21 protein-coding genes and 1 other RNA gene are annotated in these 22,804 nt (G+C 55.4%); 10 read left to right on the top strand and 12 right to left on the bottom strand.

All coding sequences use genetic code 11. The features are described 5' to 3' along the window. The first annotated feature begins 4 nt into the window (after window positions 1-4). Window positions 5-1,042 carry a permease gene (locus tag SK53_RS14095; RefSeq protein ID WP_003861758.1) on the top strand — a complete coding sequence of 346 codons (1,038 nt, stop codon included), beginning with the start codon at window positions 5-7 and terminating at the stop codon, window positions 1,040-1,042. Between the two features lie 50 nt (window positions 1,043-1,092). Here the strand turns inward: SK53_RS14095 and dolP are convergent, their stop codons facing one another. Genes dolP through SK53_RS14075 form a run of 4 tightly spaced genes read right to left on the bottom strand, consistent with a single transcriptional unit; the run spans window position 1,093 to window position 4,781 of the window. Beyond that, entirely contained in the window at window positions 1,093-1,668 is a 576-nt protein-coding gene (gene dolP / locus SK53_RS14090) for a division/outer membrane stress-associated lipid-binding lipoprotein (protein ID WP_003861756.1), read from the bottom strand. A 9-nt stretch (window positions 1,669-1,677) separates the two neighbouring features. After that, entirely contained in the window at window positions 1,678-2,268 is a 591-nt protein-coding gene (gene diaA, locus SK53_RS14085; RefSeq protein ID WP_003861754.1) for a DnaA initiator-associating protein DiaA, read from the bottom strand. A gap of 21 nt (window positions 2,269-2,289) precedes the next feature. Further along, window positions 2,290-2,685 (bottom strand): YraN family protein, encoded by a 396-nt coding sequence (locus tag SK53_RS14080; protein ID WP_003861751.1) that lies wholly within the window; start codon window positions 2,683-2,685, stop codon window positions 2,290-2,292. After that, window positions 2,643-4,781, bottom strand: a complete 2,139-nt coding sequence (locus SK53_RS14075; RefSeq protein WP_048209661.1) for a penicillin-binding protein activator — start codon at window positions 4,779-4,781, stop codon at window positions 2,643-2,645. Before SK53_RS14075 ends, SK53_RS14080 begins: the two co-directional genes overlap by 43 nt. Window positions 4,782-4,842: 61 nt before the next feature. Between SK53_RS14075 and rsmI the strand changes: the two genes are divergently transcribed. Next, a complete protein-coding gene (gene rsmI / locus SK53_RS14070; protein WP_032607975.1) occupies window positions 4,843-5,706 on the top strand; it encodes a 16S rRNA (cytidine(1402)-2'-O)-methyltransferase in 864 nt (287 codons plus the stop codon). Between the two features lie 122 nt (window positions 5,707-5,828). On the opposite strand, the gene SK53_RS14065 is transcribed toward rsmI, so the two are convergent. The 8 genes from SK53_RS14065 to garD all read right to left on the bottom strand — a co-directional run bounded on the left by SK53_RS14065 (window position 5,829) and on the right by garD (window position 13,881). After that, a complete protein-coding gene (locus SK53_RS14065; RefSeq protein WP_032660466.1) occupies window positions 5,829-6,602 on the bottom strand; it encodes a DeoR/GlpR family DNA-binding transcription regulator in 774 nt (257 codons plus the stop codon). 112 nt (window positions 6,603-6,714) lie between these two features. Continuing rightward, the gene (gatD, locus tag SK53_RS14060; protein WP_048209659.1) at window positions 6,715-7,758 is read right to left on the bottom strand and encodes a galactitol-1-phosphate 5-dehydrogenase; all 1,044 of its coding nucleotides are present in this window, start codon (window positions 7,756-7,758) and stop codon (window positions 6,715-6,717) included. A 43-nt stretch (window positions 7,759-7,801) separates the two neighbouring features. Next, the gene (locus tag SK53_RS14055; RefSeq protein WP_048209657.1) at window positions 7,802-9,175 is read right to left on the bottom strand and encodes a galactitol-specific PTS transporter subunit IIC; all 1,374 of its coding nucleotides are present in this window, start codon (window positions 9,173-9,175) and stop codon (window positions 7,802-7,804) included. A gap of 4 nt (window positions 9,176-9,179) precedes the next feature. Then, window positions 9,180-9,464, bottom strand: coding sequence for a PTS galactitol transporter subunit IIB (gene gatB, locus SK53_RS14050; protein WP_000823261.1), 285 nt, complete (start codon window positions 9,462-9,464; stop codon window positions 9,180-9,182). Window positions 9,465-9,491: 27 nt separating this feature from the next. Further along, a complete protein-coding gene (gatA, locus tag SK53_RS14045; protein ID WP_045895484.1) occupies window positions 9,492-9,959 on the bottom strand; it encodes a PTS galactitol transporter subunit IIA in 468 nt (155 codons plus the stop codon). Window positions 9,960-9,972: 13 nt separating this feature from the next. Then, entirely contained in the window at window positions 9,973-11,244 is a 1,272-nt protein-coding gene (gene gatZ / locus SK53_RS14040; RefSeq protein WP_045895483.1) for a tagatose-bisphosphate aldolase subunit GatZ, read from the bottom strand. Window positions 11,245-11,278: 34 nt separating this feature from the next. After that, the gene (locus tag SK53_RS14035; RefSeq protein ID WP_048209654.1) at window positions 11,279-12,133 is read right to left on the bottom strand and encodes a tagatose bisphosphate family class II aldolase; all 855 of its coding nucleotides are present in this window, start codon (window positions 12,131-12,133) and stop codon (window positions 11,279-11,281) included. 176 nt (window positions 12,134-12,309) lie between these two features. Further along, entirely contained in the window at window positions 12,310-13,881 is a 1,572-nt protein-coding gene (gene garD / locus SK53_RS14030) for a galactarate dehydratase (RefSeq protein WP_003862678.1), read from the bottom strand. A 367-nt stretch (window positions 13,882-14,248) separates the two neighbouring features. Here garD and garL point away from each other — a divergent pair, with 367 nt between their 5' ends. From garL to tdcD, 8 genes are all read left to right on the top strand, one after another. Continuing rightward, window positions 14,249-15,019, top strand: a complete 771-nt coding sequence (garL, locus tag SK53_RS14025) for a 2-dehydro-3-deoxyglucarate aldolase (RefSeq protein ID WP_048209652.1) — start codon at window positions 14,249-14,251, stop codon at window positions 15,017-15,019. A gap of 21 nt (window positions 15,020-15,040) precedes the next feature. Further along, window positions 15,041-15,931: a 2-hydroxy-3-oxopropionate reductase gene (gene garR / locus SK53_RS14020; RefSeq protein ID WP_003862674.1), complete on the top strand. Its 891-nt coding sequence runs from the start codon at window positions 15,041-15,043 to the stop codon at window positions 15,929-15,931. 56 nt (window positions 15,932-15,987) lie between these two features. After that, window positions 15,988-17,133, top strand: coding sequence for a glycerate 2-kinase (garK, locus tag SK53_RS14015; protein WP_003862672.1), 1,146 nt, complete (start codon window positions 15,988-15,990; stop codon window positions 17,131-17,133). A gap of 32 nt (window positions 17,134-17,165) precedes the next feature. After that, window positions 17,166-17,542: RNase P RNA component class A (gene rnpB, locus SK53_RS22300), an RNA gene on the top strand. Window positions 17,543-18,214: 672 nt separating this feature from the next. Next, window positions 18,215-19,135, top strand: coding sequence for a transcriptional regulator TdcA (tdcA, locus tag SK53_RS14010; protein ID WP_048209650.1), 921 nt, complete (start codon window positions 18,215-18,217; stop codon window positions 19,133-19,135). 96 nt (window positions 19,136-19,231) lie between these two features. Further along, on the top strand, window positions 19,232-20,221 hold the full coding sequence (gene tdcB, locus SK53_RS14005) for a bifunctional threonine ammonia-lyase/L-serine ammonia-lyase TdcB (RefSeq protein WP_022651901.1): 990 nt from the start codon (window positions 19,232-19,234) through the stop codon (window positions 20,219-20,221). Window positions 20,222-20,231: 10 nt separating this feature from the next. Beyond that, a complete protein-coding gene (gene tdcC, locus SK53_RS14000) occupies window positions 20,232-21,563 on the top strand; it encodes a threonine/serine transporter TdcC (protein ID WP_003862666.1) in 1,332 nt (443 codons plus the stop codon). A gap of 30 nt (window positions 21,564-21,593) precedes the next feature. Continuing rightward, window positions 21,594-22,802: a propionate kinase gene (tdcD, locus tag SK53_RS13995; protein ID WP_023323774.1), complete on the top strand. Its 1,209-nt coding sequence runs from the start codon at window positions 21,594-21,596 to the stop codon at window positions 22,800-22,802. Window positions 22,803-22,804: the final 2 nt, after the last annotated feature.

Raw genomic sequence — 22,804 nt, 5'->3', positions numbered from 1 at the left:
TGGTATGACTGGTCAGTCTTCATCTCAGGCGGCAACACCTGTTCAGTGGTGGAAGCCCGCACTCTTCTTTCTCGTGGTCATCATTGGCCTCTGGTATGTGAAATGGCAGCCGTACTACGGTAAAGCCTTCACCGCCGCCGACACCCACAGCATCGGTAAATCGATTCTCGCGCAGGCCGATTCCAGCCCGCTACGCGCGGCGTGGGATTACGCAATGGTCTATTTTCTTGCCGTCTGGAAAGCGGCGGTATTGGGCGTATTGCTGGGCTCGCTGATTCAGGTACTTATCCCGCGTAACTGGCTGGTGAAAACCCTGGGACAGCCGCGCTTGCAGGGCACGCTGCTGGGGACGATTTTCTCCCTGCCGGGCATGATGTGTTCCTGCTGCGCCGCACCGGTGGCGGCGGGTATGCGCCGACAGCGCGTGTCGATGGGCGGCGCGCTTGCCTTCTGGATGGGTAACCCACTGCTGAATCCGGCAACGCTGGTGTTTATGGGCTTCGTTCTCGGCTGGCATTTCGCGTTTATCCGTCTGGCGGCTGGCCTGCTGACGGTGGTGCTTGTCGCTACGCTGGTGCAGCACCTGGTGAAAGACAACGAGGCCGGGTCTGCTTCCGTTGAGCTGGACGTCAGCGAGCCGCAGGGCAGTTTCTTTGCTCGCTGGGGCAAAGCGCTGTGGCAGCTTTTCTGGAGCACCATTCCGGTCTATATCCTGGCCGTACTGGTGCTGGGGGCCGCGCGCGTCTGGCTGTTCCCGCATGCGGATGGCGCTATCGACAACACGCTGATGTGGGTGATTGCGATGGCGGTGGCCGGTTGCCTGTTCGTGATCCCAACCGCGGCGGAGATCCCGATTATTCAGACCATGATGATGGCCGGTATGGGGACCGCACCAGCGCTGGCGCTGCTCATCACGCTGCCGGCGGTGAGTCTGCCGTCGCTTATCATGCTGCGTAAATCATTCCCGGCGAAAGCGCTGTGGCTGACTGCGGGGCTGGTGGCGTTGAGTGGAGTGATTGTGGGGAGTATGGCGCTTGTGTGAAAAAAAGCCCGGTGGCGCTAGCGCTTACCGGGCCTGTAGCCAGGTGGGAATTACTTAATGTAAGTAAAGGCGGTGGTGACGTGTTTCACGCCGCTCACCCGGCTGGCGATATCCGCTGCCGCTTTCCCTTCACGTTCCGTCACCAGACCCAGCAGGAACACTTCGCCGTTCTCCGTGGTCACTTTCACGTTTGAGGATTTCACCTGGTCGGTACCCAGCAGCTGGGAACGCACTTTGGTGGTGATCCAGGTATCAGATGACGCGGTGCCGAGACCAATCGGCTGGCCCTGGCGGATCTCGTTATACACTTCCGCCGTGCCTTCCACACCCATCGCGATCTGTTTGGCGCGCGAGGCGAGTTCAGGATTTGGCGCCTGGCCTGCCAGCAGCACTTTGCCCTGATAAGCCGTCACGTTGATGCGTGCTTCCTTCTTGATCTGCTCGTCTTTCGACAGTGCGCTGTTTACGCGCAGCTCAAGCGTACCGTCATCCACCTGCGTCCCAACGGTACGCGGATCGGTCGCTGCTTTGGTGCCGACCGCTGCGGTACCGACTACAGCGGCAGCGATGCATCCCTGAAGCAGTAATGCAGACATCACGACTGCAAGGGCCGATAAAACCTTCATGAGAACTCCTTAATCATCCTGGTGAGGGAAAAGCGTGTTATCGATCAGATCGCATAAGCAGTTCACCGTGAGCATATGCATCTCCTGGATGCGGGCGCTACGGTGCGAAGGAATGCGGATCTCCACATCCTGCGGCCCCAGCAGGCCAGCCAGCTCACCGCCGTCGTAACCGGTCAGGGCGACAATCGTCATATCCCGGGTCACTGCCGCTTCAACCGCTTTAACGATATCCCGGCTGTTACCGCGCGTGGAGATCGCCAGCAGCACGTCTCCGGCATGGCCTAAGGCGCGCACCTGCTTGGCGTAGATTTCGTCATGCAGACGATCGTTGGCAATCGCAGTTAAGACCACGTTATCGGTGTTTAGTGCAATGGCAGGTAAGCTTGGGCGCTCGGTTTCGAAGCGATTGATCATGCTGGCAGCAAAATGCTGTGCGTTGGCGGCGGACGTGCCATTGCCACAACAGAGGATTTTGTTGCCGTTGAGCAGCGACTGAACCAGTGTCATCGCTGCACGCGAGATCGCGTCCGGAAGGGCTTCCGCCGCGGCAATCTGCGTTTGAATGCTTTCTGTGAAGCACACTTTAATTCGTTCGAGCACGGTATCCCTTTAAAATCTTATTTATGCGTCTTCGCCAAACGCGTTTTTAAGCCAGTCGATCGCATTTCCGGTGAAGGCTACCACATCGAAACGGCAATCCACAGTATCAAAACTCCCATTATGGCGGGCAAGCCACAAGTGGGCAGTCTGTAATAATTTTTGTTGTTTGGCGAGCGTCACGCTGGCGGCAGCACCGCCAAAACGGGACGACTGTCGGTAGCGAACTTCAACAAACACGATGGTCTGACCGTCTTTCATGATCAGGTCAATCTCGCCGCCGCGCCCGCGAACGTTGGCGGCGACAAAGCGCAGTCCTTTGCCTTCAAGCCAGCGACGCGCCTTTAACTCCCACGCGTCGCCGGTCTGTTTACGGCTTAACTGGCCGGGACAATCTGCCCCTGCTGGTATTTGAGCCATGATAACTTCCTGTTAATCACACAATCCTGATCGGCGGTCAGATCGCCGGTATTCCCGTTAAGCTCGAAGCCCGGTACCTGGCGCATCTGGGTGAAGTGGTTTGCCAGCGCCCAGGCATCGACGCCCATCGCGTACAGACGCGCCAGGGAATAGTCATTGCGCACCGCGCCCAGCGCCTGCTGCATCAACTGCGGGTTGCTGCCTGCCAGCATCGGGATCTCGCTGTATTGCAGTCCTTCCATTTCCAGACGGAAATCCGGGCCTGCGGTACCCTGTGCGCTGCGTGAGCTGGCGTAGAGCGTTGCGCCGCTCTGGCTGCCGTTACGCATGGCGATCATCGGTTTGATAAAGGCGATCTCTTCCGGCGTAGCGACGATGTACGCCGAATCCACTTTACCGCCGCCGCTGATTTGCGCGTCGGTAGGGGGCGCTGGGATCGTCAGACCGCCGATGGTGACGCTCTGCTGCTGCGGCAGGCTGGCGGATACCGGGCTACCGTTGAGGGCAATACCTGCCCCGCCGTTCACGCCCGCTCTCAGTTCGGCAGCTGAGCCAAATTTCTGCTGCAACACCACGCCACCGCCAAGGGTCTGCCACTCTTGCGCAAACGCGTTGGCAACGCGATCGCCCAGCGTGCTGCGTGGGATCAGCAGCAGCGGCGCCTGCTTGCCCTGCTCGTGAATATGACGGGCCGCATCGCGGGCTTCATCCTCCGGAGAGAGGGCGAAGTAACAGATATTGGCGCGGTTCTGAACCTGCTCAGGCTGGTTAAGCGCCAGCACGTTCAGCGTGGTGTCGCTCTTCATCAGCGCTTCCACGTTGTTTTTCAACAGCGGGCCGACAACGATGCTGGCCCCGTCCTGCTGAACCTGCGCCAGCACCTGGTCAAGCGGCTGGGCGCTGGTGTCGTAGATTTTCAACACTGCACCAGGGTTAGCGCTGGTGGTGGCCACAGCCTGCGGCTGGGTTGCTGGCTGCTGTTCCGGCTGCGCGGTTTGCGGCTGAGGTTGTTCTGCCGTCACGGGCGCCGGTGTTTCAGCCGGGGCCTGTGTTGCCGCAGGCGCAGGGGGAGCGGGCTGCGTCGTTGGGGCGGTAACCGGATTCTGCATGGTGCCCTGCGCAGGGGTTTGCGCGGTGGTCAGGTCGCTGGTTTCGGCGGCGGACGGGCTGACAACGTTATTCACATTCGCCGCCTGTGCTGCCTGGGTCGGAACCGCGCTACCGCTGACGGCGGTAGTGCCGTTTTTCGCGGCTTCGAAACCTTGCTGAATGGCGCGACCAAACACCGCTGCCTGACCGTTTAACGGCAGCAGCAGGGCGATTTTGCTGGTGGAGGCGGGCTTAAAGTTTTGCACGTTCACCAGCTGCGTTGGCAGCATTTTCGCTCCCGGGTTTTGCGGGTAACGCTTTTGCCAGTCGGTAATGCCAGCTTTCAGCATGTTCGGATCGCTGCGGTTGTTGAACCACATCTGTTGCAGATCCAGCCAGCCTTGCAGAACATTTTCATCGGCGTTGATTACCAGCGCTTTGGCCTGATCCTGGGTCATGGAGGCGAGCGCCTGCCAGGTTGCATCAATATTTTTCTGCTTGTCCGCACCCGCGAGCAGAGGCTCCTGGGCTATCAGCGCGCGGAGTAGCGTCAGGGAAGGGCGGCCCTGCTCAGCGGTGATACCGGCCTGCCAGAAACGGGCCTGCTGGTTTTTATCCAGCGTGCTGAGATCGATGGTGCCGAGGATCTTCTTCGCGCCGTCGTAATCTTTTTGCGCGACCTTCAGTTCTGCTGACAGCAGCGTCTGCTCATGGCGCTGAGTGTCGTTAAGATCCTGCGGCAGCTGGCTGAACAGCTCGGCGGCCTGCTGGGTTTTCCCTTCTTTCAGCAGTGCACGAATGGCGAGTAATTGCCAGTTGATCCTGGTATCATTTGTACTCTGCGACATTTGTTGCAGATAAAAGCCAGAATCAGCCTGAGCGGATCCCTGCATATGAGCAGTGCTCTGGTCAGGTGCCTGGGTGCCGCAGCCGGTAAAGATCAGGGCTGCCAGCAGGAGGGGCACGCTGTGCGCGGCTTTTTTTTGAAGAAACGTTAACGGTACCATACTGTATCCAGTGATTTTTTTACGCAATGCTCAATATTAAATCGGCAATACGGACGAAACAATGAAACAACACGAAACGGCAGATAATTCTCAAGGCCAGCTTTATATTGTACCTACTCCTATCGGGAATTTGTCTGATATTACCCAACGTGCGCTCACCGTATTGCAAGCTGTTGATTTAATTGCTGCTGAAGACACCCGTCATACCGGTTTACTGCTACAACACTTTGCCATTAACGCCCGTTTGTTTGCCCTGCACGATCACAATGAGCAACAAAAAGCCGAATCGCTGGTGGCGAAGCTTAAAGAAGGGCAGAACATCGCGCTGGTCTCCGATGCGGGAACGCCGCTGATCAACGATCCGGGCTACCATCTGGTACGCACCTGCCGTGAAGCAGGCATCCGCGTTGTGCCGCTGCCCGGGCCGTGCGCGGCGATTGCGGCGTTAAGCGCTGCGGGCCTGCCGTCCGATCGTTTCTGCTACGAAGGCTTCCTGCCTGCTAAATCCAAAGGCCGTCGCGATGTGTTAAAGGATCTGGAAGCTGAACCGCGTACGTTGATCTTCTTCGAATCAACTCACCGTCTGCTGGAAAGCCTGGAAGATATGGTGACCGTCTGGGGCGAAGGGCGCTACGTGGTGCTGGCGCGTGAGTTGACCAAAACGTGGGAAACCATTCACGGTGCGCCGGTTGGCGAACTGCTGGCGTGGGTGAAAGAGGATGAAAACCGCCGCAAGGGCGAAATGGTGCTGATTGTTGAAGGGCACAAAGCGCAGGAAGACGCTCTGCCTGCCGATGCGCTGCGTACGCTGGCTCTGCTACAGGCTGAACTCCCCCTGAAAAAAGCGGCGGCGCTGGCGGCGGAGATCCACGGCGTGAAGAAAAATGCACTGTATAAATATGCGCTGGAGCAGCAGGGGGAGTAAGCCCCTGCTGCCTGTTTTGCCGGGTGGCGGCTTCGCCTTACCCGGCCTACAACTTTATAAAATGTCGGTATAAATGTCGGAAAAGCTAATTACGCATGTCATACGTGAACCTGCGTCATTCGCTAAACCGTAATGATCTCGGTGCCCGTTTTACCCAACAGTTCTTTTTCGTGCTTTCCGATCCCATCATCCGTAATCACACAGTCTATTTTTTCCATCGGCAGCACCTGGTTGAACCCGCGACGATTGAACTTGCTGGCATCCAGTACGGCAATCACCTTATGCGCGGCAGCGGCCATCACGCTGCTGATCGAATATCCCTCATTGAAGGTGGTAATACCGTTAGTGGCATCAATACCATCAGCCCCGACAAACATTAAATCGGCGCTGATGCCCGTCAGTGAACGCTCGGCGATGGTACCGTGCATAGAGTGCGTTTTATGACGTACCGTGCCGCCGCAGACTACAAGCGTAATGTCTTTGTTCTCTGAGAGGGCGAAAGCGGCTGGCAGACTGTTGGTGATGACTGTGATATTGGCTCTTTTGGTCAGCGCTTCGGCGATCAGCATCGTGGTGCTTCCGCTATCCAGAATAATCGTCATCCCTTCTTCAATCATGGCCGCCGCTGCTTGTGCGATGCGTTTTTTCGGATCGCTCGCCAGCTGGTAACGGTCTTCCAGCACGACTTCCTGATTTTCACTTTCGGCCAGATTGCTGCCAGGCCTTGCGGCGCCACCGTGAAAACGAGTGACCAGTCCTTTTTCTTCTAACAGGCGCAGATCTGTTCGAATAGTCACTTCTGAAATTCCAAACATATTCGACAGATCCAGCACCATTACGCTGCCATGTGCGTTGACGAGGTCAACGATTTTATTCCTTCGCTCAAATGAGTTCATATTGAATTGCCTGATAATTAACTGCCTCCTATTCTAATCGAAGGTATGCGAAAGGTGTACGTTAATATCCGAAAGTAAATGTGAGCCAGCTCTGGTTTGCTGGCTCGCGAGGTTATGCGAAGCGGAGCATAATTTTACCCTGCATAGGCGAACCGTTCAGTGCCTGCACGGCCTGGGCAAAGCTTTCACTATCGCCACTGTGTGTGACAAGCGGAGCTAACTGTAGTTTTTTATCTGCGAGCAGACGGGCTGCTATTTCCCATTCTTCCCCAGGCCATGGAGCGGAATAGTTCATCCAGCTTCCCAGCAGCGTCAATTCCTTACGCAGAATTTTGCCGAAAGTCGCAGCGGGTAAGTTCAGGTCATGATGCAGAGTACCTACCAGTGCAATCTGGGCTCGCGGCCCGGCAATATCAATGGCAAGCGTGACGGTTTGTGGGGTTCCGGCAGTCTCCAGTACCAGTTGTTCGAACCGGCTTTCGCTGAGTGCATTGTGGATGTCATCAGCGCTCAGAGAAAGGCTGTTAAATACCCGTGTCGCTCCCAGACGGGATGCCAGGGCAAGCTTTTCGTCGTTAATATCGATTGCGGTCACACTGCTGGCACCCAGCGCCAGCGCGCTCTGCATCGCCAGCAGACCGATGGTGCCTGCGCCGACAATGATGACATTTTTCCCCTCGCAGCCTGAAGCCAGGTGGAACGCATGTAACCCGACGGTAATCGGCTCAATAAATGCACCATCTTCAATCGTCATCGCCTCTGGAAGACGGAACAAATTTGCGCGCTTAACAACAATATATTCCGCATTGCCGCCCTCACTGCGTGAACCAACGAACTGGTAATGCTTACATAATGAGTAGTAGCCTTTTTCACATTCGGGGCAGGAAAAACAGGGAAGTAGCGGAACACACGCCACACCATCACCAACCTTAAGATCGGCTACGTCAGTGCCATATGCTTCGACGTATCCACTGAATTCATGGCCTAACGTGATGGGATAGTAGTGTGCGCCTTTGGCGAAAATTCGTGGAATATCCGAGCCACATAACCCGGAACAGATAACGCGTACCAGCACATCATCTGCGGCCTGAATGGAAGGGAGGGGGCGTTCTTCAACCCGCACGCTACCCTCAGCGTGAATTACCACTGATTTCATGATTGACTCCAGAAAAAAGAGGGGAGCATCGCCCCCCCTGTTATTAAGATACCGTCTGGCTTTGAGGATTAGCGGCGAGTTTTTCTGCCGCAATAAATGTGCGGGCACGACGCCATGTCAGCAATACGCCCGTAAAGTAAATCGCAGCAATCACGATGAACCCTACTACGTTTTGCCAGGTAAAGAGTTGAATCATCAGCCAGGTGATCGGTGATCCGCCCTGATCCATAGAGGCCACCAGCCCGCCTGCTTTCAGCGCGCCAGCGTTTTGCGCAAGCTGGGTATGCAGGCCAATAGTCTGGGTCGCAATCCACAGCGTGATGCCCATGATAATGACGCCGGAGATAAGCGTTCGGAACAGGTTGCCCTGGTGAACCGCGACCGCCATTGCCACAAAGAAGCCGATAGTGGCGAGGTCGCCGAACGGCAGCACCTGGTTTCCCGGCACCAGCACTGCAATCAGGATGGTGAGCGGGATAAAAATCAGGCTGGCGGAGACCACGGATGTATGACCCAGCAGCAGTGCGGGATCGAGCCCAATTAAAAACTCCTGGCCGCCGAATTTAGCTTGCAGACGTTTACGGGCATGTTTGGCGATCGGTGTCAGGCCGTCCATAATCGGCTTAATCACGCGCGGCATCAGCAGCATAACGGCGGCGGTTTTTACTGCCAGTTGTAGAACGGATTTAGCGTCATAGCCTGCCAGCATGCCGATAACCAGTCCCATGACAAACCCAACGGTTACAGGTTCGCCAAACGGACCAAAGCGTTTCTGTACGTCGTCAGCGCTAAAGTGGATGCGCTTCAGACCAGGAATTTTGTCGATAATCATATCGACCAGAACCGCGATCGGGCCGAGATACGCTGATGAGCCGTGAGGGATAGCGATCCCTTCCAGACCAAAAAAGTCTCGCGTGTCTTTGGCAAACCAGTCCCCGAGTTTGTAAACAAAGGCTGCATGTACCACCACCCCCAGGATCCCCAGCCAGTAAGAGCCGGTTGCCAGGTGCAGCATCGCACCGGTGAAGGTCATGTGCCAGATGTTCCAGATATCCACGTTCACTACGCGGGTCATTCGGGTGACCAGCATGAGAATATTGACACCAATGGCCACCGGGATCGCCACCAGTGCTATTTGCGAAGCCCAGGTCATCGGTGATGAACCCGGCCAGCCAACGTCAACCACGTGGAGATTAATCTGGAACTGCTCTGCCATCGCTTTGGCTGCCGGGCCGATGGAGTCGAGCATCAGGCCGATAACCAGCCCGATCCCCACGAAACCAATGCCAATATGCAAACCGGATTTAAAACAATCACCCAGCTTCATCCCCAGCAGCTTAGAGAAGATGATGATGACGATAGGCAGCATTACGGTTGGCCCCAGATCGAGGATATACCGCATGATTTCGGTAAACATAATCTTACCCCTCGAGGATGGTCAGGATTTTTTGTTGCAGGGCTTCGATACCAACGCCGGATACAAACGGCATGCCGTGTACCACAGGAATGTCGCCAAAAGATCTGTCGACTTTCGCCGTGGTGCAGATGAGATCCGCGCCATCCATGTAGGTCTCAATTTCGGTTACCCGACACTGCACCAGATCCAGCTCAATGTGGTGGGCCTCACAAAGCTCTTTAATTTCTTCTGCGGCCATAGTTGAGGTGGCAACAGCGCCGCCACAAGCGACGATAATTTTACGTTTCATAGGGTACACCTTCTTATTATCAGTATGTTATGAAGCCTGAGCACAGGCCTCAGGCTCAAGGATCGCCGTCCGGAAACGATCCGCCAGATGTTCAGCTGGGGTCGCTAAGAGCATGTCGAGCGTGTCCGGGTTTTGCAGCTCACTAAAAAGGCGGCGCAGCAATTTCATTTGTGCCGCAGGGTTTTCAACAATAAGGGCGATAATGAGCGAAACGGCGACGTCACCATCATCATCTGCCTGCTGAAAGTTGACCGGTTTGTCCGGGCGAATCAGGTAAATGGCGGGGCTTTTCGCATGTACGGCTTCACAGTGCGGAATTGCGACCGCATGACGCTCAAGGGCAATGCCGGTGGGGTAGTTCATCTCCCTTTCCTGGAGTGCCGCTGGATAGGTGGCGTGGACGACACCTTTTCTCAGCATCTCCTCGCCAATATGCGCCAGTGCCTGCTGGCAATCTTCAAACTCAATTCCGGTACGGACAAAAACGTGACTCATACACTCTCCGGTATCAAACGTGTTCAGGGGTACAGCCGAAACGATAGGCACGTAATACATCCTGTATTTTGTCGATGATGAGGTTTTGCGGTGTTGCCGGGATCTCATTCATCGACAATCGCTCGAACTGGACGGGCATAAACTGGCTGATTAGCCCCAGAGGCAGGGATGCTGCGCTCAGGTTAGCGATCAGTTTCTCTACGCTCTGGCGAATACGCGGGTGCGGCCAGTAGTAACGAATGCGGTCGGACAGGCTAAAGTGAATATCCACCATCGCCTGGCTCCAGGTTGGGCGGTAGTACTTTTTCCAGTAGCCAGGTTCGTTCAGCATCACTTCATCGATGACCTCAAGCACATGGCTGCGTTGCTCCGGGGCGATGAGCGCTTCCTCCATCTGCGCGAGGGCGAAGATGGCTTCGCGCAGGGCAAAGGTGAGCGCCGGGCCGACTTTCAGAATCGCAAAGTGATCGCGAACCAGAGCTCGATAGGCCTGACGGGTCTGGTAGTCGGTTGAATGCGCTTCGTAAACTACCGGGGTCTGACGGATCCAGCCGGAGAGAGCTTCTGCTGCGTGTGGCTGATAGTGAATAATTTGCGTATGGTCAAACTCCACCCCAGGCTGAACAACCATCGCAATGACGCGCGACATAGCGTCGTCCAGGCCGAGCGCACCAAAGGCCACGCGATGCGTTTCCATCGTCTGCGCGGCATCTTCCACGCGAGTAACGTGTACGCTGTTTATACTGCTGGCTTCACCGCCCGGTACTGGAACTTCTGTGCCAATGACATAGGTCAGCACCGCTTTTTGCGCGTCGGTTGCCGTCTCCTCTGCCGCCTGACACAGACGCGCCGCGCGCTGGGCTACGACCATTGGCGCTAGCGGGACAGGGTCGTCGGCGCAAGACATTGAGGCATCCAGATGGATCTTGCTAAACCCAGCCGCGACATAGGCTTTGATCAGCTCTACGGACTTTTCCATCGCCGCCTCTGCGGGTTCATTCTGCCAGCAGTTTGGCCCCAGATGGTCGCCGCCCAAAATCAGGCGTTCCTGTGGAAAACCGACTTCCTTAGCGATTTTGAGGACAAAGTCACGGAAGTCAGCCGGTTTCATGCCGGTATAACCGCCGAACTGGTTTACCTGATTCGAGGTGGCCTCAATCAGGACTTTATTGTTTGTTTGCAAATCGAAGCGCAAGGCGGCCTCAATCACCAGCGGGTGGGCTGAGCAAACTGAGCAAATGCCGAGGTGTTCTCCCGCCTTATGGCGAGCAATAATATCTTTCACGTTTCCTCCAGTTCGGGACAACAGGCTTTCGTATTTAGAGTTTGCCTTCACAGCCACAGTCAGCAATCACCTTACGCACCACCTCTTTCATAGCGGTCTTGGCAGGCACCATGTAGTGACGCGGGTCGCTGGCATCAGGATGTGAAGAGAGATAGGTTTTGAGGGCATTCGAGAAGGCGGTTTTCAGTTCTGTGGCGACGTTGACTTTACAAATGCCCAGGCTAATCGCGGTACGGATATCCACAGCTGATAAACCTGACGCGCCATGCAGAACCAGCGGTACGTCGACCTGATTGCGGATCGCTGCCAGACGTTCAAAATCAAGTTTTGGTGTGTCAGTGTACAGACCGTGAGCGGTACCGATAGCAACGGCCAGAGAGTCGATACCCGTTAATTCAACAAACTCGCGAGCCTGTTGCGGATTGGTGTATAGGGCATCCTTGCTGTCGACGATGAGGTCATCCTCCTGACCGCCAAGGCGGCCTAGCTCGGCTTCAACGCTTACATCGTAGCGGTGACAGTAATTCGTCACTTGCTTCACCAGTGCGACATTTTCAGAGAACGGATGATTAGAGCCGTCGATCATCGCTGAGCGGATACCTGCATGGACTTTTTGTGCGATATCGTCGAAATCTTCATGGTGATCGAGATGGATCGCCAGCGGCTGGTTGTAGGTTTTTGCCAGATCGCTGGCAATGGCAACAACATTTCCTGTTCCGGCGTAGCTGAACGTGCCGGGAGTGCCCGCAACAATTAGCGGAGAACGCATTTCAGCGGCAGTTTCAACAACCACTTGCAACGTTTCGAGATTATGAATATTGAATGCCGGGACGGCGTAACCTTCCCTTTGTGCCTTCAGCAGCATCGCTTTCGATGAGATGATAAACATCTTTCCTCCGAAACCTTTCGTTTTGTTTGTGCGAAAGAAGGTATAGGGTTTCGGAATATTTTTTTGTGATTTACATCTTAAAAATGAAAGAATCGAAAGCGAAAGTAAGCATGCGAAAGAATCGAAAGTAAAAAAAAGCATGGCCGAAGCCATGCTAAGCAAGGTTCACTATGAATTCACGTCACCGGCGCCGGGTTAAACACCGCCAGCGAGTTATGCAATCCCCATTGATCGGAGAAGGTTTTCTTCCGCCCGCTTGCCACATCCAGAATGAAGTGGAACAGCTTCCAGCCCACCTCTTCAATACTCTCTTCCCCGGTGGCGATGGTGCCCGCGTTGATATCCATTAAGTCATACCAGCGGTTTGCCAGCTCGGTGCGGGTCGCCATTTTGATCACCGGTACCGCCATCAGGCCGTACGGCGTTCCGCGCCCGGTGGTAAAGACCTGTACCGTAATGCCGGAAGCCACCTGCTGGGTGCCGCAAACGAAATCACTGGCAGGCGTTGCCGCGTAAATCAGGCCGCGTTTGGTTGGTCGCTGGCCAGGGGAGAGCACTTCCACAATCGCGCTCTGGCCGGATTTGGCAATCGACCCGAGGGCCTTTTCCACCACGTTCGCGAGGCCGCCTTTCTTGTTACCCGGAGACGGGTTGGCGCTGCGGTCAGTTTTGCCCATGTCGAGATAGTTATCGTACCAGGCCATTTCCTCCAGCAGGCGTTTGCCCACCTCTTCGTTGACGGCGCGCGGCGTGAGCAGGTGGATAGCATCACGTACTTCGGTGACTTCGGAGAACATCACCGTGGCGCCGCAGCGCACGAACAGATCGGAGGCATAGCCTACCGCCGGGTTAGCGGTGACGCCGGAAAACGCATCGCTGCCGCCACACTGTGTCCCAACGACCAGTTCAGAGGCCGGGCAGGTTTCACGCTGGCGTTTGTTCAACTTCTCCAGATGGCGCTCTGCCACCTGTAAAATGTCGTCGACCATCGATCTGAAGCCGACATGGTGTTCATCCTGAAGACGCACAACACTGGCATCGTCAACCGGAATGGCTTTCACATCCTCAGTACCCTGCAACAGGCGTTCTGGCTGCAATTTTTCACAGCCGAGACCAATCACCATTACCTCACCGCCAAAGTTTGGGTTAAGGGCGATATTGTGAATCGTACGGATCGGCACGACCGCTGCCGGCGCGTTGATCGCCACGCCGCAGCCGTACAGGTGGTTAAGACCCACCACGCCGTCAACGTTGGGGTATTTCGGCAACAGATCGCGCTCAATAATTTTCACAACGTAATCCACTACGCCCGCCACGCAATGCACGCTGGTGGTGATGCCAAGCAGGTTTTTGGTTCCCACGCTGCCATCCGCATTGCGGTAACCTTCGAAGGTATAACCCTCCAGCGGAGGCAACGGCTCAGGGACGCGGGTAGCCAGCGGCAACGTCTCCAGCGGCGGGGCGGTGGGCAGCTCAACCAGCGACTCCTCAATCCAGCTACCCTGCGGGATAGCGCGCACCGCATAGCCGATGACTTCGCCGTAGCGCACGATTTCACCGTGAGCCGGGATATCGACCAGTGCGACTTTATGCCCCTGCGGAATGTGCTCAATCAGCTCCAGGCCATCCGGAAAGCGGGTGCCAGCTTTTAAGCCATTGTCGTTGACAATAATCGCCACGTTATCAGTATCGTGCACTTTTATATAGAACGCCGTCGGCGACGCCTGTCGAATTTCAATATCGGCCATTGTTCACTCTTCTCCAGCAAAATATCTGATACTAAATATAGCCAGATGGTTAATCGTTTCTTATTGAGGAAATAAAGAATGTCAGGAGAGGAAAAGTGAGAATGTGATCGCGATCGCTCCCGAAACACTAATCGTTGATTCTGTGCATCAGCGCCCACTGCATTGGGCAAATGCTCAAAATAGCGTGTTACTCCCGCTGGATAATTGAGCATTGAGACAATGTGCTGCCGGGTGGTGACGATTATACTGAATGACGATTTTATAACGCCAAAATTCAGTCAGGAAAATAAATATAACGCTGACGCTGAGTCGGAATAAATAAGAAAAGTTACTGGCTAAAACTGCGGAATTAAAAAAGGTATAAGTAATGAGTAACGACATCTTCCCGAATAAATTTAAAGCGGCCCTCGCGGCGCACCAGATTCAGATTGGCTGCTGGTCTGCGCTGGCCAACCCCATCAGCACCGAAGTGCTGGGCCTGGCCGGGTTCGACTGGCTGGTGCTGGACGGCGAACATGCGCCAAACGATATCAACACGTTTATTCCGCAGCTGATGGCGCTGAAAGGCAGCCACAGCGCGCCGGTGGTGCGTGTGCCCACCAACGAGCCGGTGATCATCAAGCGTCTGCTGGATATCGGCTTCTACAACTTTCTGATCCCGTTTGTTGAAACGGAAGAAGAAGCGGTGCTGGCCGTGGCGGCGACCCGCTATCCACCGGAAGGGATCCGCGGCGTGTCCGTCTCGCACCGCGCCAACATGTTTGGCACCGTGCCGGACTATTTCTCCCAGTCCAACAAGAACATCACCATTCTGGTTCAGATCGAGAGCCAGCAGGGGGTCGATAACGTCGACGCTATTGCCGCGACGGAGGGCGTCGACGGCATTTTCGTCGGCCCGAGCGATCTGGCGGCCGCCTTTGGTCATCTGGGTAACGCCAGCCATCCGGATGTGCAGCGCGCAATTCAGCACATTTTTGCCCGTGCCAAAGCGCACGGTAAACCGTGCGGCATTCTGGCGCCAATGGAAGCCGATGCCCGCCGTTACCTGGAATGGGGCGCAACGTTTGTCGCCGTCGGCAGCGATCTCGGCGTATTCCGCGCCGCCACGCAGAAATTAGCGGACGCTTTTAAAAAATAACCATCATTGAGGAAACAGATTATGACGCTGAAAGTGGGTTTTATTGGCCTGGGTATCATGGGCAAACCAATGAGCAAAAACCTCATCAAAGCAGGTTACTCACTGGTGGTTTTAGATCGTAATTCAGACGCGGTGGCAGAGGTGATTGCGGCTGGCGCAGAAACGGCGACAACCGCAAAAGCAATTGCTGAGCAGTGCGACGTGATTATCACCATGCTGCCAAACTCCCCGCACGTGAAAGAGGTGGCGCTGGGTGAGAACGGCATTATCGATGGCGCGAAGCCGGGTCTGGTGGTGATCGACATGAGCTCTATCGCACCGCTGGCAAGCCGCGAAATCAGCGAGGCGCTGAAAGCGAAAGGTGTGGAGATGCTGGATGCGCCAGTCAGCGGCGGCGAACCGAAAGCCATCGACGGCACCTTGTCGGTGATGGTGGGGGGCGATAAAGCCGTGTTTGACAAATACTACGACCTGATGAAAGCCATGGCTGGCTCCGTGGTGCACACCGGTGAAATTGGCGCAGGCAACGTCACCAAGCTGGCAAACCAGGTGATTGTGGCGTTGAACATCGCGGCCATGTCCGAAGCGCTGACGCTGGCCACCAAAGCGGGCGTTAATCCGGATCTGGTCTATCAGGCCATTCGCGGTGGTCTGGCGGGCAGCACCGTGCTGGATGCCAAGGCGCCGATGGTGATGGATCGTAACTTCAGGCCGGGCTTCCGCATCGATCTGCACATTAAGGATCTGGCGAATGCGCTGGATACCTCCCACGGCGTGGGCGCGCAGCTGCCGCTGACTGCCGCCGTCATGGAGATGATGCAGGCGCTGCGTGTGGACGGTCTGGGCACCGCCGATCACAGCGCGTTGGCGTGCTATTACGAAAAGCTGGCGAAGGTTGAAATTGCTCGCTAATGACGTCCCGCCCGGTGGCGTTACGCTTACCGGGCCTACGGCTCAGGCATACAACTATGAAAATCGTAATCGCGCCAGACTCTTATAAAGAAAGCCTGTCTGCCACTGAGGTGGCGCAGGCGATAGAAAAAGGATTTCGGGAAATTTTCCCCGACGCTCATTACGTGTCTGTTCCCGTTGCTGACGGCGGAGAAGGTACGGTTGAAGCGATGATCGCCGCTACGCAGGGCACCTGGCAGCAGGCTGTCGTCACCGGCCCGTTAGGGGAAAAGGTGAAGGCCAGCTGGGGGATCTCGGGCGACGGTACCACCGCGTTTATCGAGATGGCCGCCGCCAGCGGCCTGGTGCTTGTTCCTCCCGCGCAGCGTAACCCGCTGGTCACGACGTCGCGCGGGACGGGGGAGCTGATCCTCCGCGCGCTGGATAAAGGCGCGCGCAACATCATTATCGGTATCGGCGGGAGCGCAACCAACGATGGGGGCGCAGGCATGATGCAGGCGCTGGGCGCGAAGTTTACGGATGCGAACGGGACGGAGATCGGCTACGGCGGCGGCAGCCTGATGGCGCTTAACCGGATTGATATTTCGGATCTCGATCCGCGTCTTCAGGGGTGCGCAATCCGTGTCGCCTGTGACGTGACGAATCCGCTGGTCGGTGAAAGCGGCGCGTCGCGTATCTTTGGACCGCAAAAAGGCGCCACGGAGGAGATGATCCTCGAACTCGACGCCAGTCTTAGCCACTATGCCGAAGTGATCAAAAAAACGCTGCGCATTGACGTCAACCGGGTTCCGGGGGCAGGAGCGGCGGGCGGCATGGGCGCGGCGCTGATGGCCTTCCTGGGCGCAGAGCTGAAAAGCGGCATTGAGATTGTCACTCAGGCGCTCAATCTTGAAGAACATATTCACGACTGCACGTGGGTGCTGACGGGGGAAGGGCGCATCGACAGCCAGAGCATAAATGGCAAAGTGCCCGTCGGCGTGGCGAGCGTCGCCAAAAAATACCATAAGCCAGTGATAGGGATTGCCGGAAGTCTGACGCAGGATGTGGGTGTGGTGCATCAGTACGGCATCGATGCGGTGTTCAGCGTACTGACCCGCATCGGCTCACTGGAAGAGGCGTTCCAGGGCGCGTATGACAACATTTACCGCGCCTCGCGGAATATCGCGGCCACATTGCAGGTAGGCATGCGTAGCCAGGGGTGACAGCGACGCGCAAACCCTCTATACTGCGCGCCGAAGCTGACCAGACAGTCGCCGCTTCGTCGTCGTCCCTTTCGGGGGAGACGGGCGGAGGGGAGGAAAGTCCGGGCTCCACAGGGCAGGGTGCCAGGTAACGCCTGGGGGGGAAACCCACGACCAGTGCAACAGAGAGCAAACCGCCGATGGCCCGCGCAAGCGGGATCAGGTAAGGGTGAAAGGGTGCGGTAAGAGCGCACCGCGCGGCTGGTAACAGTCCGTGGCACGGTAAACTCCACCCGGAGCAAGGCCAAATAGGGGTTCACATGGTACGGCCCGTACTGAACCCGGGTAGGCTGCTTGAGCCAGTGAGCGATTGCTGGCCTAGATGAATGACTGTCCACGACAGAACCCGGCTTATCGGTCAGCTTCAACTTCTTACCAAACCCCGCTTCGGCGGGGTTTTTGCTTTCTGAAGGTTGCAGGCCGGGTAAGCGAAGCGCCAAACGACATCAATTCTCAATTTTGCGACGCTAAGCACGTTTCACTATTTGTTCGGCTGCGTGTTCCTCTCATCTGCTGCGCATGATCGTAATCACAAAATTTAACGCTATAAAATTAGAAAAATTTAGTGTTGAGCAGATGTTGTAAATGTTTAGTCAGTGATGCCGAATGTTATTCATTTGATAATTTAATATTGAATCTAAAAACATTCTTCTGGTGAATGTGTGATATATCCCACTCTTTAACCGGAAAGTGAATAAATACTCCTGGTAAAGTTGATAAACCACAAAAATGTTTTAAAGGAATAATGGTGTTTTATTAATCTTTAATTGCCTGAAAGATAGCCTTTATTAATATTTTTAAGGCAAAAAAATTCACGCTGGTTATTGCCATAAAATAAATTTATTACCGCGTTTTTTATTGATCAATGTCAGCGTAAATGCGTATTTTTATTGTGATAAATCTTTGATTTATAAAGATATAAATAGTTTTCTGGTGCGACTGAAAACAGAGCGTCCTGGCAAATTGTGAGTAACAGCACATACCCCCTGAAACAATATTGGGTAGAATCCGCTGCGTCATAGGGAAATAAGCGCAGAATATTATGAATACTATTATTCTACCGAAAACTCAGCACCTCGTGGTATTTCAGGAAGTCATCAAAAGTGGCTCCATAGGTTCTGCTGCAAGACAACTGGGGCTGACGCAACCTGCCGTCAGCAAAATCATCAGCGACATCGAATCCTACTTTGGGGTGGAAGTGATGGTGCGTAAGAACACCGGCGTAAAACTCACTGCCGCCGGTCAGGTGCTGCTGTCCTACGCTGAGTCGATCACCCGCGAAATGAAAAACATGGTGAGCGAGATCAACAGCCTCAGTTTCAGTACCGTCATGGACGTCTCCTTCGGCTATCCGTCGCTAATTGGCTTCACCTTCCTGTCCGGGATGATCAAAAAATTCAAGGAAGTGTTCCCGAAAGCGCGTGTCTCAATGTATGAAGCGCAGCTCTCTTCATTCCTGCCCGCCATTCGCGATGGCCGGCTGGATTTCGCCATCGGCACGCTGAGCGACGGGATGCAGCTTCAGGATCTTCACGTTGAGCCACTGTTTGAATCCGAGTTTGTGCTGGTGGCGAGTAAATCACGAACGTGCACCGGCCCGACCAGACTGGCATCGCTCACGCACGAGCAGTGGGTGATGCCGCAAACCGATATGGGCTACTACAACGAACTTCTGACCACCCTGCAAGACAACCACATCAGCATTGAAAACATCGTCCAGACCGATTCCGTCGTCACCATCTATAACCTTGTCCTCAATGCCGATTACCTGACGGTGATCCCCCGTGACATGATTGCGCCATTCGGCTCGGACCAGTTCATTGTCCTGCCGGTGGAAGATGAATTACCCGTGGCGCGTTATGCCGCCGTGTGGTCAAAAAATTACAGTATTAAAAAATCGGCGTCAGTATTTGTTGAACTGGCAAAACAATATTCGTCGATGAATACCGAAAAACGACGATAGAAATAATGATGATTTAAAACACCCGGAGCGACGCTTTTTAACGCTCTGTTACCCTGACTTTGCCTGAAAACAATGAATTATTATAACGAGGATATTATGCACATTACTTACGATCTCCCGGTGACCATTGAAGATATTCAGGACGCCAGAAAAAGACTGGCGGGAAAGATCTATAAAACCGGTATGCCGCGCTCAAATTATCTGAGCGAACGGTGTAAGGGTGAGATATTCCTGAAATTTGAAAATATGCAGCGTACCGGTTCGTTTAAAATACGTGGGGCGTTTAATAAATTAAGCTCGCTGACCGATGCGGAAAAACGCAAGGGCGTGGTGGCCTGTTCCGCAGGGAACCACGCGCAGGGGGTCTCTCTCTCTTGCGCCATGCTCGGCATCGACGGCAAAGTAGTGATGCCGATGGGCGCGCCGAAATCCAAGGTTGCCGCCACGCGCGACTACTCTGCCGAAGTGGTGCTACACGGCGAGAACTTTAACGACACCATCGCCAAAGTGAGCGAAATCGTCGAGATGGAAGGGCGCATTTTTATCCCGCCTTACGACGATCCGAAAGTGATCGCCGGTCAGGGCACCATCGGCCTGGAGATCCTCGAAGATTTATATGACGTGGATAACGTGATTGTCCCCATCGGCGGCGGCGGTTTAATTGCCGGTATTGCGACAGCAATTAAATCCATCAACCCAACTATCAATATTATCGGCGTGCAGTCTGAAAACGTGCACGGAATGGCGGCATCGTATCAGGCCGGTGAAATAACGAACCACCGCATTACCGGCACATTAGCAGACGGTTGCGACGTGTCTCGCCCGGGTAATTTAACCTTCGAAATCGTTCGTGAATTAGTCGATGACATTGTGCTGGTCAGCGAAGACGAGATTCGCAACAGCATGATCGCGCTTATCCAGCGAAATAAAGTGGTCACGGAAGGTGCTGGCGCACTGGCGTGCGCGGCGTTATTAAGCGGCAAGCTGGACCACTATATCCAGGGCCGTAAAACCGTCTGCATTATTTCCGGCGGCAATATTGATCTCTCCCGTGTTTCCCAAATTACCGGCTTCGTTGACGCATAAAGGATGACTTATGAGCAACACAGAAAGCATTATCGTTGGCCAGACAAAAACGTCCTCCTGGCGTAAATCTGATACCACCTGGACGCTCGGCCTGTTTGGTACCGCCATTGGCGCAGGCGTGCTGTTCTTCCCTATCCGTGCAGGCTTTGGCGGCTTGATCCCCATCCTGCTGATGCTGGTACTCGCGTTCCCGATTGCCTTTTACTGCCACCGCGCGCTGGCGCGTCTGTGTTTGTCCGGCAGTAACGTCTCCGGCAACATCACCGAAACGGTGGAGGAGCATTTTGGTAAGACCGGCGGGGTGGTGATCACCTTCCTCTACTTCTTTGCCATTTGCCCGCTGCTGTGGATTTACGGCGTCACCATTACCAACACCTTTATGACCTTCTGGGAAAATCAGCTCCAGATGCCTGCCCTGAACCGCGGCGTGGTGGCGCTGTTCCTGCTGCTGCTGATGGCCTTTGTTATCTGGTTCGGTAAAGACCTGATGGTGAAAGTGATGAGCTACCTGGTGTTCCCGTTCATCGCCAGCCTGGTGTTGATTTCTCTCTCGCTGATCCCGTACTGGAACTCGGCGGTGATCGACCAGGTTAACCTGAGCGATATCGCCTTCACCGGTCATGACGGCATTCTGGTCACGGTGTGGCTGGGGATCTCCATCATGGTCTTCTCCTTCAACTTCTCGCCTATCGTCTCCTCGTTTGTGGTCTCCAAACGCGAAGAGTACGAACCAGAGTTCGGGAAAGAGTTTACCGAGCAGAAATGTTCCAAAATCATTGGTCGCGCCAGCCTGCTGATGGTGGCGGTGGTGATGTTCTTCGCCTTTAGCTGCCTGTTTACGCTCTCTCCGCAGAACATGGCGGACGCCAAAGCGCAGAACATTCCGGTGCTCTCTTACCTGGCGAACCACTTTGCGTCGATGTCAGGCAGTAAATCCACGTTCGCCACCGTGCTGGAGTACGGCGCGTCCATCATCGCGCTGGTCGCTATCTTTAAATCCTTCTTCGGCCACTATCTGGGCACGCTGGAGGGGCTGAACGGCCTGATCATCAAGTTCGGCTACAAGGGCGACAAGAAGAACGTCTCCGTCGGCAAGCTGAACACCATCAGCATGGTCTTCATCATGGGCTCCACCTGGATTGTGGCCTACGCCAACCCGAACATTCTGGACCTCATTGAAGCCATGGGCGCGCCAATTATCGCCTCTCTGCTGTGCCTGCTGCCGATGTACGCCATCCGCAAGGCACCGGCGCTGGCGAAATACAAAGGCCGGACCGAGAACATCTTCGTAACCGTGGTCGGCCTGCTGACCATTCTGAACATCGTGTACAAACTGTTTTAAACCAAAGCTCAGGAAGAGCGGAGCCATACCATGATTGAGTTTCCGGTAGTACTGGTCATTAACTGCGGATCGTCCTCTGTTAAGTTCTCGGTGCTGGACGCCGCAAGCTGCGATGCCCTGATGACGGGCATTGCGGACGGCATCAACACAGAAAAAGCCTTTATTTCCGTGAATGGGGGTGAGCCGGTCAGACTGGCTCACCAGGACTACGAAGGGGCGCTGGCCGCCATCGCCCTGGAGCTGGAGAAACGCAACCTGATGGGCAGCGTGGCTTTGATTGGCCATCGCATTGCCCACGGCGGTGACCTCTTCAGCGAGTCGACCCTGATCACGGAAGAGGTGATGGCGCAGATCCGCCAGGTCTCCCCGCTGGCGCCGCTGCATAACTACGCCAACCTGAGCGGCGTGGAAGCCGCCGAGCGCCTGTTCCCCGGCGTGCAGCAGGTGGCGGTATTTGATACCAGCTTCCACCAGACCATGCCGCCGCAGGCGTATCTGTACGGCTTGCCGTACCGCTATTTTGAAGAGCTGGGCGTGCGCCGCTACGGTTTCCATGGCACCTCTCACCGCTATGTGTCGGCGCAGGCGCACGCGCTTTTCGGGCTCTCTCCCGATGACAGCGGCCTGGTGATCGCCCATCTCGGCAACGGGGCGTCCATCTGCGCGGTGCGTAACGGCGTAAGCGTGGACACGTCCATGGGGATGACGCCGCTTGAAGGACTGGTGATGGGCACGCGCTGCGGAGACGTGGATTTTGGCGCGATGGCGTGGATTGCCCGGCAGACCGGCCAGTCGTTCGAGGATCTGGAGCGCGTGGTCAACAAAGAGTCCGGGCTGCTGGGGATCTCCGGTATCTCCTCCGATTTGCGCGCGCTGGAGAAAGCCTGGCATGACGGCAACGAGCGGGCGCGGCTGGCAATAAAGACCTTTGTCCACCGGATTGCGCGGCATATCGCCGGTCATGCCGCGTCCCTGCACCGTCTGGATGGCGTGGTGTTTACCGGCGGGATCGGTGAGAACTCCGTGCTTATCCGCGCGCTGGTGGCGGAGCATCTGAAGGTGTTTGGCATCATCCTCGACGAGTCCAAAAATGCCCTGCCGGGCAGCGCGGGCGAGTGCGTGATCTCCACCGAGTCGTCCCGCGCGGCCTGCGCGGTGATCCCTACCAATGAAGAAAAAATGATCGCGCTGGACGCCCTCCGTCTTGGGAAGGTTACTCCGGCTGCGGCTTACGCCTGATA

The organism is Enterobacter sp. MGH119 (genome assembly GCF_001037675.1).
GTDB classification, from domain to species: Bacteria; Pseudomonadota; Gammaproteobacteria; order Enterobacterales; family Enterobacteriaceae; genus Enterobacter; species Enterobacter hormaechei_C.
The sequence above is the reverse complement of the archived record's forward strand: the minus strand, read 5'-3'. Positions and strand labels throughout refer to the sequence as shown.